Genomic DNA, 15,218 nt, shown 5'->3' on the forward strand with positions numbered 1-15,218 from the left:
GTCGGGTAAAAACGAAAATGACGCCTTGTCAGATTGTCGACAACCTGATTGTCTAGCCTTCTTTCTCGCTGGAGTCGGCCGAATGGTGAAGACGGAGTTCAGCCCAATTGCCGACACGACGCGCCGGGCCGAAATCATGTATCTGCTGCGGCGTGCGATCCTGACCGGCCAGCTCGAACCAGGCCAGAAGCTCAACGAGCTCCGTATTTCCGAACAGATGCGGGTCAGCCGCGCGCCGTTGCGCGAGGCGATGCGCGAACTGGTGCAGGAAGGCATCCTGACCAGCATTCCCTATGCCGGGACCTTCGTCATCGACGTCACCGCCAAGGACATCGACGATGCCTATTCACTCAACAAGGTGCTGGACGAGTTCGCCATCGAGCGGACCTGGAAGCTGCGCGACCAGCGTTTCTTCGATGAGCTCGACCGGCGCCACGAGGCGGTCAAGCAGGCAACGCGCGACCGCGACACCACAAGGCAGATCGAAACCGCGCTGCAGCTGCACGGCCTGATCCACGAATGGGCCGACAATTCGGTGCTCCTGGAAACATGGCAGCGGCTGACCAGCCGGTTGCAGATGTATTTCGCCCTGCACCAGCAGGCGCGCAAGGAAGCCGTGCCGGCCGCGGACGTCCATGAGACCTATGTGCGGCTGCTCAAGGGCGATGACATGCGCGCCGCCCAGCGTCACGCCCGCGAGCACATCGACCTCGATTTCGAAGAGCTTCTTGCCTATGCGCGCGGCCTCGAAGCGCGCACGCCAAAAGGCGCCTGATCATCTCTCCTCATCGCTGAGAACGGACACCAAAGTGCAGATCGAAACCATCAAAGCCTATCATGTCGTGCAGCCCTTCGTTGACGGCCCCTACCGCATGTCCAAGGGACGCGTCGCCGATGCTTTCGACGCGGTGATTGTCGCCGTCACCTCGGACAGCGGTTTGACCGGATGGGGGGAGATGGCGCCGCTCGGCAATTTCTACTCGGCGGCGTTTCCAGCGGGGACACGCGCGGGCGTGCCGGAAATCGGGCCGCACCTTATCGGCCAGGATCCGCGTGGGCTGGCCAGCATCGGCCGGCTGATGGACACTGTGTTCAAGGGCCATCCCTACATCAAGTCGCCGCTCGACATGGCCTGCTGGGATCTCGCGGCACGCGCCGCCGACGTGCCGCTGGTCACGCTGCTCGGCGGCAAGGAGAGCGACACGGCCGAGCTCTACAAGGTCGTCACCCATGGCACGGTCGATCAAATGGCGGCGCTGGCCGAGCGGATCGTCAAGGACGGCTTCCACCGGCTGCAGGTCAAGGTCGGCGGCAATGTCCGCGACGATATCGAGCGCGTTACCGCGGTCGCTGGCTCGGTGCCGAAAGGCACTGTGATCTTCTGCGACGCCAATGCCGGCTGGACGCCCTATCAGGCGCGCCAGTTCGCCGACGCGACGCGCGCAATCGACTATACGTTCGAGCAGCCCTGCACGACGATCGACGAGAACATGTCGGTGCGCCGCATGCTCGACAAGCCGATGGTGCTCGACGAATCCGTCACCTCGCTGGAGGAGATGCTGGAAATCCATCGCCGGGGCGCGGCCGACGGATTGACGCTGAAGATTTCGCGGCTCGGCGGCATCACCAAGACCCAATTGATCCGCGACGTTGCCGTCGACCTCGGCTTCATGATCACGGTCGAGGACACTGGCGGCGCCGAGATCGATACAGCGGCGATGGCGCACCTGTCGCTGTCGACGCCGGAGGAGCGCCGGCTGCATGCCATCGCCTTCCACGAATGGGTGACGGTGCGCACCGCATCGAACATGCCGCCGGTCACGGGCAGCCGCATGGGCATTCCGGACGGTCCGGGCCTTGGCATCGACGTCGTTCCCGACCTCCTCGGCAAGCCCTTCTTCGAGATCGGCCGCTGAGATGAAGATCAGGCGCATCAGGGCAACACCGATCAACTACCGGCTGGAAGCTCCTTACGTCTGGGTCTTCGGCGAACTCGACGGCTTCTCGCCGACCATCGTCGAGGTCGAGACGGAGGACGGGCTTGTTGGCCTCGGCGAGGCGCCGACGCCGGCCGCGGCCGCGATCATCAATGACGTGCTTGCCCAACGGCTCGTCGGCCGCGACGCCTTCGACATCGCCGGTGCGGAGCATGTCTGCCTGCCCTTCTGGGCCGGCGTTCAGTCGATCAATGATCGCGCCCGCATCATGGCCTTCGGCGCCATCGAGATGGCGTTGTGGGACCTGCGCGGCAAGGCGTGGAACCAGCCGCTCTATCAACTGCTCGGCGGCGCGGTGCGCAAGGACATCCCGTTCACCGACTATTTCTCGTTGCGCGGCGACGGACCTGATGTGAAGGGCGAGACGACGCCGGAAGAAGTCGCTGACTATTGCGTCGAATTGCACGAGACGCATGGCACGACCTTCTTCGAGGGCAAATTCTCGACCGACGATCCGAAAATCTCACTGACGATGGTCGAGTTGATCCGCCGCAAGCTCGGCGACGACGCGATGATCCGCATCGATTCCAATCAGGCCTATTCGCTCAGCACCGCGCGGCGGCTGGCGCGGCCGCTGGAGGAACTCGGCGTGCGCAACTGGGAGGATCCGGTGGCGACCATCGAGGAGATGCGCGAACTGCGCCGCCATTGCTCGATCCCGTTCTCGACGCACAACATCGACGTTGCGCGCGCCATGGACCTCAAGGTTCCGGACGCCTTCGTCGGCAACCCGACGGCGCATGGTGGCATCGGCCGCATGCTGCGCTTCGTCGGCGCCTGCGAGCACGCCGGTATCGACTATTGGTGCTACAGCGGCGACACGGGCATCGGCAGCGCCTGTTATCTGCATCTGTGCGCCGCGCTCGGCTGGATCCGGGAGCCCAACCAGTCGCTGTTTCGCATGCAGCCGATGGACATCATCGAAGAAGGGCCGTTTTCGCCGAAAAACAATGTGGTGCCGGTGCCGGAAGGACATGGCCTCGGCATCACGCTGTCGCGCGAGAAGCTTGCCGCCTGCCATCGCGACTTCGTCGAGAACGGGCCATGCAATAAATATCATGACCCGGAAAAGCCCGGCACTTACCGCAGATTGCCACTGAACTAGAAGGACGCTGAAAGGAAGGAGGACATATCGGAGAAAAGGCGGCCACGCTTCAATCCGGTCGCCTGGCGACAGAAAATGCATCAAGAAAATCTGACCTTTCCGACCCAAGGGGCGGATGGACCAGACAGAACCCCATGCTACAGTCCGTCGACCGATAGTGATGAATGCCTGGACAGGAGAACTCCACGGAACTCGTCAACTGGAATGCTTCGCCAATCACAACAACTGGGGAAAGGGCTTAGAACCCATGAACAAGAATTACCGCATTCTCGATCTCATCCGCCGTAACCGCACGCCGCTCGAAAACCATCTGATCGATGGCCTCGTCGATGGCCGTGTCAGCCGCCGCGACTTCATCCGGCATGGCAGCCTGCTCGGCCTGTCGCTGCCGCTGCTTGGCGGCATAACCACGGCGGCCGGCCTGGGCGGCATGCCGTCGCTCGCCCGCGCCGCTGGCGCACCCGGCGCCACAATCCGCGTCGCCAGCAGCGTGCCGGCAGCAGCCATCGACCCCGTCACCATCGCGGATGCCGGCGGCCTGCTGGTCATGCAGCAGGTTGCTGAATTCCTCTGCGTCGACGGTCCCGATCTCGTGCTCAAGCCGGCACTGGCCGAAAGCTGGAAGCCGAACGACAACGGCTCGGTGTGGACCTTCAAGCTGCGCAAGGGCGTGAAGTTCCACTCAGGCGGCGAGATGAAGGCCGAGGACGTGGTGGCCAGCATCGACCGCCTCGCCGATCCAGCCAATTCGTCCAACGCTCTGTCGGTGTTCACCGGCATCCTGTCGAAGGGCGCCAGCAGGAAGGTCGACGATTACACGGTGGAATTCCACCTCGACGCGCCCAACGGCAACTTCCCCTACATGCTGTCGTCCGACAACTACAACGCCGTCATCATCCCGGCGAGCTATAAGGGCGATTATGAGAAGAGCTTCGACGGCACCGGGCCGTTCAAGGTTGAGAAATACACACCGAAAGTCGGTGCATCCTTCGTCCGCAACGACGACTATTGGGGCGAGAAGGCGCTGCCGGATCGCACGGAATTCACCTTCTTCACCGATGTGCAGCCGATGATCCTGGCGCTGCAAGGCGGCCAGGTCGACATCATCAACCAGATGCCGGTGCTGGCTGGCGTCGCCCTGCTCAACGATCCGAGTGTCGACATCATCAGTCTGAAGTCTTCAGCGCATCAGCAACTGCATCTGCGCTGCGACGACGGCCCGCTGAAGGATGCGCGCGTGCGCCGCGCCATCGCGCTCAGCATCGACCGCAAAAAGCTGGTCGCAGGTCTGATGAAGGGGCGCGCCGTGGCGGGCAATGACAGTCCGTTCGCCGCGGTCTACCCTTCCACCGATGCGAGCGTGCCACAGCGCGAGCAGGACATCGCGCAGGCCAAGCAGTTGATGGAAGCCGCCGGTGCCGGCAAGGGCTTCAAGATAACGCTGACCACCGAGCGTTACCTCGAAATCCCGGAATATGCCCAGCTCATCCAGAACTGGGTCAAGGAGATCGGTATCGAGCTCGAACTCAACATCCTCGACCAGAGCGCCTACTATGGAGACGCGGTGTTCGGCAAATCGAACTGGCTGGATTCGGTGATGGGCATCACCGACTATGGCCATCGCGGCGTGCCGAACGTCTATCTCGCGGCTCCCTTGAAGAGCGACGGCACCTGGAACGCCGCGCATTTCAAGAACAAGGACTATGACACGCTGGCGACCAGCTATATCGCCGCGCTCGACCTCGAAGCGCAGAAGGCGACGGCGGGCAAGATCCAGAAGCTGCTGCTCGAGGAAACGCCTGTCATCTTCGGCTATTTCTACGACTACCTGACGGCAACGGCGAAGGGTGTGGCCGGCGTGCAGCCGACCGCCATGTCGCAGTTGTTCCTCGAAAAGGCGTCGAAGGCCTAAGCGCGAGGAGACAGCCCATCCCGCAACTGCCAGTCCCCATCGGGGCTGGCGCTTTCGCGGCCAGGCCGAGGCAAGGCGTTGCACGCCGGCCTGACGCGGACCCTCGCCTGCGGGACGATTGATCATTGACCGGCCCGATGGAGTCCGAGACGCTGCTCACCACCATGCATTGGGGGACCTACGAAATCCGTGCCGAGAACGGCAGGCTCGTTGGCGTCGAGCCATGGAGCGGCGACCCCGATCCATCGCCGATCGGCAAGTCCATGCTCGGCACGGTACAGGGGGATCTGCGCGTGGCACGTCCCGCCGTGAGGCGCGGCTGGCTCGAGGGAAACAGGTCCACCGCCAATGGCCGGCGGGGTAGCGAGCCCTTTGTCGAAGTGTCGTGGGAAACGGCACTGGACATCGTGGCGGCCGAACTGGACCGGGTTCGCGTCGAGCATGGAAACAGTGCAATCTATGCGGGATCCTATGGGTGGGCGAGCGCAGGAAGATTCCACCACGCCCAGAGCCAGGTGCACCGCTTCCTCAACACGATCGGCGGTTATACGAGTTCGGTGCTGAGCTATTCCTATGGCGCGGCCGAGATCATCCTGCCGCATGTGCTTGGCGGGACCGATGGCCTGACGGGCAATCATTCCACCTGGGATGGGATCGAACGGCATAGCGAGTTGATCATCGCCTTTGGCGGCTTGCCCTGGCGCAATACGCAGATACAGGGCGGCGGCTCGGCACGCCACGAGGCTGCGGCCGCCCTGCGCAAAGCCGTCGGCAATGGCGCCCGCCTCGTCAATGTTTCGCCGGTGCGCGACGACGCGCCGCGCGGTGTCGACACCGAATGGCTGCCGCTTCGGCCGAACAGCGACACGGCGATGATGCTGGCCTTGTGCCATGTCCTGGTCAGCGAACGCCTTCACGACGAGGGGTTTCTGGCGCGCTACTGCACCGGTTTCGAGATCGTTCGCGCCTACATCCTCGGGGAAAGCGACGGGCAACCGAAGGACGCGGCATGGGCTGCCGCCCTGAGCGGCGTGGCCGAGGACCGGATCGTCGCCCTGGGCAGGGAGATGGCCGCCAAGCGCACCATGTTGATGGTCAGCTGGTCGCTGCAGCGGGCCGACCATGGCGAACAACCTTACTGGGCCGCGATTACGCTTGCCGCACTGCTTGGCGAGGTCGGGCTGCCGGGCGGCGGGTTTGGCTTCGGTTATTCGTCGACAAATGGCGCCGGCAGACCGGAGATGGGATTTCGCTGGCCATCCGTTCCGCAAGGCAAGAACCGCGTGCCTGACTTCATTCCCGTCGCCCGCATTGCCGACATGCTGCTTAATCCAGGCGGATCGTTCGAATTCAATGGCGCTGCGATGTCCTATCCCGACATCACGCTCGTCTACTGGGCCGGCGGCAACCCGTTCCACCACCATCAGGATCTGAACCGTCTCGTCGAGGCATGGCAACGGCCTGAGACGATCATCGTCCACGAGCCGTTCTGGACGGCAACAGCACGCCATGCCGACATCGTGCTGCCGGTCACCACGCCGCTGGAGAGGAATGACCTCGCTTTCTCGAACCGTGAAAATCTCGTCGTCGCCATGAAACAGGCCATCGATCCGGTGCAGGAGGCGCGCGACGATTACCAGATCTTCTGCGGTCTCTCGGCGCGACTCGGTGCCAGCGAAGCCTTCACCGAAGGGCGCGATGCCTCGCAATGGATTCGTGTGCTTTACGAACAGGCCAAGGATAATGCGGGCGCGGCCGGGGTCGAGATGCCGTCATTCGACCGTTTCTGGCAGGATGGCCATGCGGATCTTGCCCGGCAAGTCACCTCGCAGACATTGCTTGGCTCCTTCCGCGCCGATCCGGAGCGGAACCGGTTGGCGACGCCGTCAGGCCGCATAGAGCTGTTTTCCTCGACGATCGATGGTTTCGGCTATGACGACTGTCCCGGCCACGCGGTGTGGCGGGAGCCCAGGGAATGGCTGGGCAGCGACCTTGCGGAGCGGTTCCCCCTGCATCTCCTGTCGCCGCAGCCTGCGGACAAGCTCCACAGCCAGTACGATCACGGCTCGGTCAGCCGCGCGGGCAAGGTGTCGGACCGCGCACCGCTGTGGATCAATCCGGTGGATGCCGCGGCACGCGGCATACAGGACGGGGCGGTCGTCCTCGTTTCCAACGATCGCGGGTCGTGCCTGGCGGGCGCCGTGCTGACGGACGGCTTGATCCCTGGCGTCGTCCAGCTGCCGACCGGCGCATGGTTCGACCCTGCCGAGCCAGGACAGTCGCATAGCCTGGAAAAGCATGGCAACCCGAACGTGCTGACACCAGACCGGGGGACGTCGCGCCTTGCCCAGTCACCGACCTGCAATTCGACGCTGGTCGAGGTGTCGCTGTTTGCCGGGGTCATTCCGGCGGTGACAGCCTTCGATCCGCCTGTCACAGTAAGTTCACCGAACCTGCCTGGCGTGGCCGGGCCGAAACCTCGTTCATAAGGAGCCGATGCCATTCTCTCCTTCTTCGCCCGGCGTGTGTCGCTGTCGCTGATCACATTGTTCTTGCTCAGCATCATGGTGTTTCTGGGCGGCCAGGTTCTGCCCGGCAATGTCGGACGCGCGATATTGGGCCCGTTCGCCGACCAGCGGGCCGTGGACGCGCTCAACCACTCCCTCGGCGTCGACCGCCCGCTGCTCACCCAATACGCGACCTGGATCTGGAACTTTGTCCGGGGCGACATGGGCACCTCCTACATCTTTCGCTCGCCGGTCGCGCCGTTCGTCATCAACGCGCTCGGCAATTCGATGAAGCTGGCGGCGGTCGCCTTCGTGCTGGTGGTGCCGATCGGCATTCTGGGCGGCGTCATTGCAGCGCTTAATCTCAACCGACCGCTCGACCGCATCATCAGCCTCGGCGGCCTGTCGGTGACGGTGCTGCCGGAGTTCGTCACCGGCATCATCCTGATCCTGATCTTCGGTGTGTGGCTGCGCTGGCTGCCGATCTCGGCGGCATGGCCCAAGGACGCGGGCTTCTTCACCCAGCTCTATTACCTCATCCTGCCCGCTTTGCCGCTGTTCCTGGTGCTGTTCGGCTATATCGCGCGCATGGCGCGCTCGGGCATGATCGAGGCGCTCGATTCCGATTACACGCGAACCGCCGTGCTGAAAGGCCTGCCATGGCGCACGGTGATCTGGCGCCATGTGCTGCGCAATGCGCTCCTGCCGACCATCACCGTCATTGCCACCCAGACCGGCTATCTCATCGGCGGCCTGGTGGTGATCGAGACGCTGTTCCGCTACCAGGGCATCGGCTCGCTGATCTTCACCGCCGCGCGCGGCAAGGACTTTCCAATGCTGGAATCGGGCATTCTCACCATCGGCATCGTCTATGCCGTGGCGACATTGATCGCCGACTTCCTCTATTCCGTGCTCAATCCACGCATCCGGCTGGGGACAGACCAATGAGCGCCGTCCAGACCACCTCTCCCGCTCGACAAGACGACACGCGCCGGCGCAGCCCGGCGGCGGAGGTCCTGTCCTCGCTCATGCGCTCCGGCACCTTTCTGACCGGTCTGGCCATCGTCCTGTTCTGGGTCGCCTGCGCGCTGTTCGGCGAACATTTCGCGCCCTATGATCCGCTTGCCGACGATATCATCAACGCGCTCACGCCGCCTTCGGCCGAACACTGGTTCGGCACCGACCAGATCGGCCGCGACGTCTTCTCGCGCGTCATTGTCGGCTCGCGCGATATCCTGACCGTCGCACCGCTCGCCACCTTGCTGGCGACTATCGCCGGCACCGCGCTTGGCCTGCTCACCGGTTACTTCCGCGGCATCGTCGACGATGTCGTCAGCCGCATCCTCGAAGCCTTCATGGCCATCCCCGTGGTTATCGTTGCGCTGCTCGCCATCGTCGCGCTCGGCACCTCCAAGACCACCGTCATCATCGTCATCGGCCTGAGCTTCGCGCCGATCATCGCCCGCACCGTGCGCTCGGCGGTGCTGGCGGAGCGCGAACTCGACTACGTCGCCGCCGCACAGCTCCGGCACGAGAGCGCCTTCCACACGATGTTCGTCGAGATCCTGCCCAACGTCATCCCACCGATCCTGGTCGAGACCACGGTGCGGCTGGGCTATGCCATCTTCGCGGTCGCCACACTCTCCTTCATGGGCTTCGGCATCCAGCCGCCCTCACCCGACTGGGGGCTGTCCATCTCAAGCAACTACGGCATGATCGGCGGCGGCTTCTGGTGGACGGTGCTGTTCGATGCCTTGGCCATCGCCTCGCTGGTGATCGGCGTCAATCTGGCCGCTGACGGCGTTCATGGAGCCTTCAATGACTGAACCCGTCAAGGCACAGGACGCAAAAGCAAAAAACGCGCTCGAACTTAAGGACCTATCGGTCGCCTACCGTGTCGCTGGCCGCAACCGCGCGGTGCTGCGCAATCTGAGTCTCACGATCGGCCAGGGCGAGGCCTATGGGCTGGTCGGTGAATCCGGCTGCGGTAAATCCACCGTCGCGCTCACCGTGGTGCGCTATCTGCCCAGGAACGGTTCGATCACCGGCGGCGCTATCGCGCTCGACGGCCAGGATCTGATGAAGCTCGATGCCGAGGCGCTCAGGCGGGCCCGCGCCGAAAGCGTATCCATGGTCTATCAGGATCCGGGCAAGGCATTGAACCCGTCGATCCGCATCGGCCGGCAGCTGACCGAGATTTTCGAGCTTGGCGGCATAACCGGACAGGCCGCCACCGATCGGGCGATCGCCATGCTCAACCGGGTGCGCATCTCCGATCCGCCAAGCGTCATGCAGCGCTATCCGCACCAGTTGTCGGGCGGCATGCAGCAGCGCGTGGCGATCGCCATGGCGCTGGCCAACGATCCCTCCATGCTGATCCTCGACGAGCCGACCACCGGGCTCGACGCCACCGTCGAGGCCGAGGTGCTCGACCTCATCGCGCAACTGCGGCAGGAACTCTCGGCCTCGATCCTGTTCATCAGCCACAATCTCGCCGTCGTCTCCAATATGTGCGACCGTGTCGGCGTCCTCTATGCCGGCATGCTGGTCGAGGAAGGACCGACGGAGGTCGTCTTCAACGATCCCCGCCATCCCTATACCGTCGCCCTGCTGCGCTGCCTCCCACGCGGTGGCCAGCGCAAGGACCAGGGCCGGCTCGACACCATCCCCGGCTTCCTGCCCGGCATTGGCGCCACCATCACCGGCTGTGCCTTCGCCGACCGCTGTGCGTTGGCGACCGAGCGCTGCCGCACCGAATTGCCGCCCCTCTATGATCTGAGTGACGAGCGCGGCAAGCGCTTGTCGCGCTGCCACTATCACGACAAGGCGCAAGCCCTGCCGCGCGCCACACCCAGCGATGTGGCGCCCGCGCCAAAGCCTGCGGCCCAACCTGTGTTGCGGGTGGCGGGAGTGAACAAGACCTATGCCAGCCATGGCCATCCCTTGCGCGCCGTCAAGGACGTCTCGCTTGATCTCAGGCCCGGCGAGACACTGGGGCTGGTCGGCGAATCCGGTTCAGGCAAGACCACCTTCGCCAGGCTGCTGCTCGGCCTGGTACCACCCGATGATGGCGGCCTCATAGAACTCGAGGGCAAGGCGCTGGCGCCGAAGCTGGAGAACCGCGGCGACGACCAGGTCAAGGCGATGCAGATCGTCTTCCAGAATCCGGATTCAGCACTCAACCGTTCGCATTCGATCCGCCACATCCTTGGGCGGGCGTTGAAGCGGCTGGCCGGTCTCTCCGGCAAGCCGCTGGAGACGCGTCTCGACGATCTGGTCCGGTCGGTGCGGCTGACCGACCGACATCTGGCCGTCAAGCCGCGCCAGCTGTCGGGCGGATTGAAGCAGCGCGTCGCAATCGCCCGCGCCTTCGCCGGCGATCCGCGCATCGTCGTCTGCGACGAGCCAACATCGGCACTCGACGTCTCCGTGCAGGCGGCGATCCTCAACCTGCTCGCCGATCTGCAATCGAAGGAAGACGTCAGCTACATCTTCATCTCGCACGACCTTGGCGTGGTTCGTTATCTCTCCGACAAGATCGCCGTGCTCTATCTCGGCCGCATCATGGAGCTCGGGCCATCGGAAGCCGTGTTCTCCGGCCCGCATCATCCCTATACCGAAGCACTGCTCTCGGCCGTGCCAAAGCTCGACCAGACCGAGACGGCGCGCATTCGGCTCGACGGCGAGATTCCCAGTGCCGTCAACCCGCCCTCCGGCTGCGTCTTCCACACGCGTTGCCCGCGCAAGATCGGTCCGATCTGCGAACAGCAGGAACCGCCGCTCGCCGAGGCGCAACCTGGACATTCCATCCGTTGCCATATCCCCTATCCGGAGCTGGCGAGGTTGCAGAAGGGTGTCGTCATCGAAGCGGCATAGCGGCATTTCCTGCTCGCCATGCCGGCCGGTCACATCCGTTCGGCCATGCCCAGCGAACGATCGCCTTCCGAAAAACCCTGATCGCTGTGCCAGTCCCCGGCCAGCGTGCGCAACCCGGTGAGCGCGACATCCAGGACATCCGAGGAAACCGGGTTCGAGGGATAGGCAAGATAGATCGGCCGCTGGAACACCGGCGTGTTGTCGATGCGCCGCATCTCGCCGCGCTCGATATGGCCGCTGACAGCGCTGAGCGGGAGATAGGCCGCCGCCTGCTGCGACAGGACATGCTGCAGCCCGATGAAGACCAGCCCGGCCGAAATCGCCGGCTTGACCATGCCGGCGAAGGCACGGTCATGCTCGATGCGGAATTCGAGCCCCCAGTCCATCAGAATGTAGTTTTCGGTCCATGGCTTCGTCTGACCCGTGTGCTGGACGAGCACGACCTGATCGACGGCGAGCGTCTCGTAGACGATGCCGGGATGCGGGCGCGGCAGATAGAGGATACAGATGTCGAGCAAGCCTTCCGCCAACTGGTCGATCGCCAGATCCGGAAAACTGCCTTCGAGCCGCAGCGCCACATTTGGCCGCTCGGCGCGCATCCACTCGACCCATGGCGAGGTGATGCGCTCCCACAGATAGGCGGGAGCCGTCAGCCGCAGCAGGCTCTCATAGCCATCGGGAACGGCGATGTCCTGCCTCGACTGCTCCCAGGTGCGGGTGATGGAGGAGGCATGCGGCAGGAATTGCCGACCGGCCGGCGTGAGTGTCACACCATCGCGATCCCTGACGAAAAGCCGGCGCCCCAACTGCTCTTCCAGCCCCCTGATCCGCGCGCTAACGGTGGATTGGGCGAGGTTGAGCCGGTTGGCCGCGACGGTGAAGCTGCCATGTTCGGCGACCTCCAGGAAGCTGCGCAGGTTCTCGGTATCCATGAATCACTCCTGCATCGAAAATTTCGATGGACCCCATCAAAAAATATCGCTTTCCGGTCGCGGTCAACAATGACCTAAATGGCCAACCCCCCAAGGGCAAGCGAGGAATGCAGCCATGCCAAGGCATTTCAGGATGATCGACGCCGCTCGCAGAAGCCTCACCGCAATCGAAAATTCCGCTGTCGACGAATTGCTGGCCGGCAGGCTCGACCGGCGCGGTTTCCTGCGCCACGGCAGCGTGCTTGGCCTTTCCCTGCCGTTCCTGGGCAGCCTTGTCGCCGCAGCCGGTTTCGGCACGCAGCAAGCCCGCGCCGAGGGGAAGCCGGGCGGCACTATGCGCGCCGGCGTCGCCACGCCCGGCGGCGCCATCGATCCCGTCACCTACTATGATAGCGGCAGCTACCAGTTGGTTTTCCAGACCGCCGAGTTTCTCTGCGTCACCCAGCCCGACCTCACCCTGAAACCGGTGCTAGCGGAAAGCTGGTCGCCGAACGAGGATGGTAGCGTGTGGACCTTCAAGCTGCGCAAGGGCGTGAAATTCCACAATGGCGAGGACTTCAAGGCCGACGACGTCGTCGCGACCTTCGACCGGCTGGCCGATCCGAATGGCGCTTCCAACGCGCTGTCGGTGTTCAAGGGCCTGCTGTCGAAGGGCGGCACACAAAAGGTCGACGACCACACCGTCGCCTTCCATCTCGACGCGCCCAACGGCAGCTTTCCCTATTCGGTGTCGATCGACAACTACAACGCCGTCATCCTGCCGGCGAGCTACAAGGGCGACTACGAAAAGACCTTTGAAGGCACTGGACCGTTCCGGCTGGAAAGCTATACGCCGAAGGTCGGCGCGACCTTCGTGCGCAACCCCGACTATTGGGGCGAGAAGGCCCTGCCTGATCGCCTTGAGTTCAAGTTCTACGGCGACGTGCAGCCACGCATCCTGGCACTGCAGGCCGGCGAGGTCGACATCCTCGACGCCGTCCCACTCGATGTCAGCCAGGTGGTGCTGAACAGCCCCGACATCACGGTGCTGCGCGTCGCCTCGACCGCGCACCGCCAGCTCCACATGCGTTGCGACATGGCGCCGTTCACCAACAAGCGTGTGCGCCAGGCGCTGGCGCTGTGCATTGATCGCTCCAAGCTGGTCGACGGCCTCTGCCGCGGCATGGCCGCGACCGGCAATGACAGCCCGTTCGCGCCGGCCTTCCCCGCTACCGACAAGTCGGTGCCACAACGCACGCAGGATATCGCTAAGGCCAAGCAACTGCTCGAGGCGGCGGGGCTGGCCAGCGGCTTCGACATCACCCTGACGACGCTGCGCTATTCCGACATTCCAGGCTACGCGCAGCTGTTCCAGAACTTCGCCAAGGAGATCGGCGCGCGCATCGCGCTCAATATCGAGGACCAGGACAAATATTACGGCAAGGCGGTGTTCGGCCAGTCGGACTGGCTGGACAGCCCGCTCGGCATCACCGACTACGCGCATCGCAGCGTGCCGAATGTCTTCCTGAAGAGCCCGCTGGTCAGCGACGGCCCATGGAATGCGGCGCATTTCAAGAACCCCGCCTATGACGGCATGGTCACGTCCTATCTGAAAGCGCTCGACATCGGCGCGCAGCGCGCGGCCGCGTCCGACATCCAGAAACTGCTGCTCGACGAGACGCCGGTCATCTTCAGCTATTTCCCGGATCTGCTGGTGCCGGTGCGCAAGAATGTCAGCGGCCTGCCGCCGATCGCCGCCGGGCTGCTGCTCGATCGTGTGTCCCTGGGTTAGAGGCTCGGCTGTGAAACTCCGCTTTTCGGGCGGTGAGGCTATCCGGCAGCAGGGTTGCGAAGAGCGGTGGGGGCCATCGTTCCAGCAGTTTGATGCAGGAGAAACCCGCCGCCCGGAAACCCTCTCCGATACAACAGCTCAATCCGAAGCTCATCTCACTTTTGGCCAACGCTCGATGACAAAAGAAAAGAAACGGGAGACTACCATTCGCAAGCCTCATTTGCGCGGCCGCGGGCCGCATTTCCCCCTGCTCGACAACATCATGCAGTATGAGTTCGAGCCGGGCTACGTCGCCTTCACCATGCCGATGCAGAAGCGGCTGCGCGTGCAAGTGGGTTCGATGATTGTCGCCGACACGACCAAGGCGCTGGTGCTCTACGAATCCGACCACCTGCCCGTCTATTATTTCCCGATGAGCGACGTGCGCGAGGAGTTCCTGCTGCCAAGCACGACGACGACCGAGAGCCCGTTCAAGGGCGTCGCCACGCACTACTCCCTGAACACCGGCATCACACTGGTCGAGGATGCCGCCTGGCGCTATCTCGATCCGGTCAAGGGGTCCCCGCTGCCGACGGACTACATGTCCTTCTATTGGCCCAAGATGACGCACTGGTATGAGGAGGACGAGGAGATTTTCGTCCATGCCCGCGACCCGTTCCGCAGGGTCGACTGCCTGCCCTCGTCGCGGCGGGTGCAGGTCATCCTCGATGGCGAGCAGGTCGCCGATTCCCGCCGTGGGGTGTTTTTGTTCGAGACCGGCCATCCCGTGCGCCACTATCTGCCGATCTCGGATACGCGGCTCGATATGTTCGCACCCAGCCGCTACATTTCGCGCTGCCCCTACAAGGGTATCTCCAATTACTACCACGTGACGACAGCCAAGAAGCGGCACGAGAACCTTGTCTGGTATTATCCGGAGCCGGTGCACGAGGCGGAGCGTATCAAAGGGCTGGTCTGCTTCCACCACGAACTGGTCGACAAGATCCTGGTCGACGGCGTCGAAGTTCCGAAGGAAGCCACCGCTGCCTCGAACGGTTATTTCTGAGCGAATCCGCACAACTTCGCCTGCAGTCTGAAATTCCGCCGCGAGCGAAGCGTTAGTCGTTGCGCCGCATGAA

The 15,218-nt window shown here is 63.7% G+C and carries 11 protein-coding genes; 10 read left to right on the forward strand and 1 reads right to left on the reverse strand.

What is annotated here, in order from left to right; genetic code table 11:
- The first annotated feature begins 82 nt into the window (after positions 1 to 82).
- From FJ938_RS21315 to FJ938_RS21350, 8 genes are all read left to right on the forward strand, one after another.
- Positions 83 to 775 carry a GntR family transcriptional regulator gene (locus tag FJ938_RS21315; RefSeq protein WP_140697099.1) on the forward strand — a complete coding sequence of 231 codons (693 nt, stop codon included), beginning with the start codon at positions 83 to 85 and terminating at the stop codon, positions 773 to 775.
- A 34-nt stretch (positions 776 to 809) separates the two neighbouring features.
- Positions 810 to 1,916, forward strand: coding sequence for a mandelate racemase/muconate lactonizing enzyme family protein (locus tag FJ938_RS21320; RefSeq protein WP_140607306.1), 1,107 nt, complete (start codon positions 810 to 812; stop codon positions 1,914 to 1,916).
- A 1-nt stretch (position 1,917) separates the two neighbouring features.
- Positions 1,918 to 3,102 (forward strand): mandelate racemase/muconate lactonizing enzyme family protein, encoded by a 1,185-nt coding sequence (locus FJ938_RS21325; RefSeq protein WP_140607307.1) that lies wholly within the window; start codon positions 1,918 to 1,920, stop codon positions 3,100 to 3,102.
- Between the two features lie 247 nt (positions 3,103 to 3,349).
- Entirely contained in the window at positions 3,350 to 5,014 is a 1,665-nt protein-coding gene (locus FJ938_RS21330) for an ABC transporter substrate-binding protein (RefSeq protein WP_140607308.1), read from the forward strand.
- A 137-nt stretch (positions 5,015 to 5,151) separates the two neighbouring features.
- Positions 5,152 to 7,503, forward strand: a complete 2,352-nt coding sequence (locus tag FJ938_RS21335; RefSeq protein WP_140607454.1) for a molybdopterin guanine dinucleotide-containing S/N-oxide reductase — start codon at positions 5,152 to 5,154, stop codon at positions 7,501 to 7,503.
- A 12-nt stretch (positions 7,504 to 7,515) separates the two neighbouring features.
- Positions 7,516 to 8,469 carry an ABC transporter permease gene (locus FJ938_RS21340; protein WP_140697101.1) on the forward strand — a complete coding sequence of 318 codons (954 nt, stop codon included), beginning with the start codon at positions 7,516 to 7,518 and terminating at the stop codon, positions 8,467 to 8,469.
- Positions 8,466 to 9,347, forward strand: a complete 882-nt coding sequence (locus FJ938_RS21345; RefSeq protein WP_140697103.1) for an ABC transporter permease — start codon at positions 8,466 to 8,468, stop codon at positions 9,345 to 9,347. The genes FJ938_RS21340 and FJ938_RS21345 overlap by 4 nt, the downstream gene beginning before the upstream one ends.
- Positions 9,340 to 11,397 carry an ABC transporter ATP-binding protein gene (locus FJ938_RS21350; protein WP_140697105.1) on the forward strand — a complete coding sequence of 686 codons (2,058 nt, stop codon included), beginning with the start codon at positions 9,340 to 9,342 and terminating at the stop codon, positions 11,395 to 11,397. The genes FJ938_RS21345 and FJ938_RS21350 overlap by 8 nt, the downstream gene beginning before the upstream one ends.
- Positions 11,398 to 11,426: 29 nt before the next feature.
- Here the strand turns inward: FJ938_RS21350 and FJ938_RS21355 are convergent, their stop codons facing one another.
- Positions 11,427 to 12,329, reverse strand: coding sequence for a LysR family transcriptional regulator (locus tag FJ938_RS21355; protein WP_140697107.1), 903 nt, complete (start codon positions 12,327 to 12,329; stop codon positions 11,427 to 11,429).
- Between the two features lie 115 nt (positions 12,330 to 12,444).
- Here FJ938_RS21355 and FJ938_RS21360 point away from each other — a divergent pair, with 115 nt between their 5' ends.
- Together FJ938_RS21360 and FJ938_RS21365 are read left to right on the forward strand one after the other, a co-directional pair.
- Positions 12,445 to 14,100: an ABC transporter substrate-binding protein gene (locus tag FJ938_RS21360; protein ID WP_140697109.1), complete on the forward strand. Its 1,656-nt coding sequence runs from the start codon at positions 12,445 to 12,447 to the stop codon at positions 14,098 to 14,100.
- Positions 14,101 to 14,275: 175 nt separating this feature from the next.
- Positions 14,276 to 15,145 (forward strand): DUF427 domain-containing protein, encoded by an 870-nt coding sequence (locus FJ938_RS21365; RefSeq protein WP_140697112.1) that lies wholly within the window; start codon positions 14,276 to 14,278, stop codon positions 15,143 to 15,145.
- Positions 15,146 to 15,218 lie beyond the last annotated feature (73 nt).

The sequence above is a fragment of the Mesorhizobium sp. B2-4-14 genome (assembly GCF_006442155.1).
In the GTDB taxonomy this organism is placed as follows: domain Bacteria; phylum Pseudomonadota; class Alphaproteobacteria; order Rhizobiales; family Rhizobiaceae; genus Mesorhizobium.

Coding starts and splice junctions, on each gene's coding strand:
- FJ938_RS21330 (WP_140607308.1), top strand. CDS start 3,350: ATGAACAAGAATTACCGCATTCTCGATCTCATCCGCCGTAACCGCACG.
- FJ938_RS21365 (WP_140697112.1), top strand. CDS start 14,276: ATGACAAAAGAAAAGAAACGGGAGACTACCATTCGCAAGCCTCATTTG.
- FJ938_RS21355 (WP_140697107.1), bottom strand. CDS start 12,329: ATGGATACCGAGAACCTGCGCAGCTTCCTGGAGGTCGCCGAACATGGC.
- FJ938_RS21315 (WP_140697099.1), top strand. CDS start 83: ATGGTGAAGACGGAGTTCAGCCCAATTGCCGACACGACGCGCCGGGCC.
- FJ938_RS21335 (WP_140607454.1), top strand. CDS start 5,152: ATGGAGTCCGAGACGCTGCTCACCACCATGCATTGGGGGACCTACGAA.
- FJ938_RS21350 (WP_140697105.1), top strand. CDS start 9,340: ATGACTGAACCCGTCAAGGCACAGGACGCAAAAGCAAAAAACGCGCTC.
- FJ938_RS21345 (WP_140697103.1), top strand. CDS start 8,466: ATGAGCGCCGTCCAGACCACCTCTCCCGCTCGACAAGACGACACGCGC.
- FJ938_RS21360 (WP_140697109.1), top strand. CDS start 12,445: ATGCCAAGGCATTTCAGGATGATCGACGCCGCTCGCAGAAGCCTCACC.
- FJ938_RS21325 (WP_140607307.1), top strand. CDS start 1,918: ATGAAGATCAGGCGCATCAGGGCAACACCGATCAACTACCGGCTGGAA.